Source organism: Mesorhizobium sp. L2C066B000 (assembly GCF_000502335.1).
Lineage (GTDB): Bacteria > Pseudomonadota > Alphaproteobacteria > Rhizobiales > Rhizobiaceae > Mesorhizobium.
In genome coordinates, this window is sequence record NZ_AYWZ01000054.1 from 1 (window position 1) to 863 (window position 863).

At 65.9% G+C, this 863-nt stretch carries 1 protein-coding gene; it reads left to right on the top strand.

All coding sequences use genetic code 11. The features are described from left to right. A partial coding sequence (locus tag X733_RS0136485; protein ID WP_031194421.1) for a VCBS domain-containing protein occupies positions 1-863 on the top strand: 863 nt, incomplete at both ends.

An 863-nucleotide genomic window follows, 5' to 3' on the forward strand; every position in this document is an offset into this window, starting at 1 on the left:
GATGTCTTCACCTACACCATCAAGGACGGCGACGGCGACACCTCGCACACCACGCTGACCATCGCCATCGGCGATTCAACCCCGACCGACGCCATTCCGGCTGCCGGCGGCGCCACCACCACCGTCTATGAAGCCAGCCTGCCGGCACGCGCCGGCGAACCGGCCGGCTCCAACGAGCCTGCAACCACCGAGACCACTTCGGGCACCATCGGCTTCACCTCGCCCGACGGCCTGACCACCGTCTCGCTGGGTGGCCATGTGCTGACCGGCTCGGCCCAGACTTTTGCCGACGGCACCACAGGATCGCTGACGGCCAGCTATGTCTACAATGCAACCACCGGCATCGGCACCATCAGCTACGCCTATACGCTGATCGACAACACGCTGACCGATCCGTCGAGCACCAGCTTCGCGGTCGTCGTCACCGACGCCGACGGCGACAGCGCTCCAGCCGGCAATCTCGTCATCACCATCGTCGACGACGTGCCGACCGCACACGCCGATACCGACAGTGTTGCGTCCAACCAGTTCACCGCCGAGACCGGCAATGTGCTGAGCGCGGTTGGCACCACCTCGCCGGTCACCGGCATCGACGTCAAGGGCGCCGATGGCGCTGCCGTGGTCGGCGTTGCCGCCGGCAACACCAATCTCGATGTCGACAATGCCGCAACGCTCGGCACCCAGGTCCAGGGCAGCTACGGCAAGCTGACGCTCAACGCCGACGGCTCCTACTCCTATGTTCGCGATGCCGGCACGCAGGGCGGCGTCAGCGATGTCTTCACCTACACCATCAAGGACGGCGACGGCGACACCTCGCACACCACGCTGACCATCTCGATCGGCAACTCGCCGCCGGTGATCAC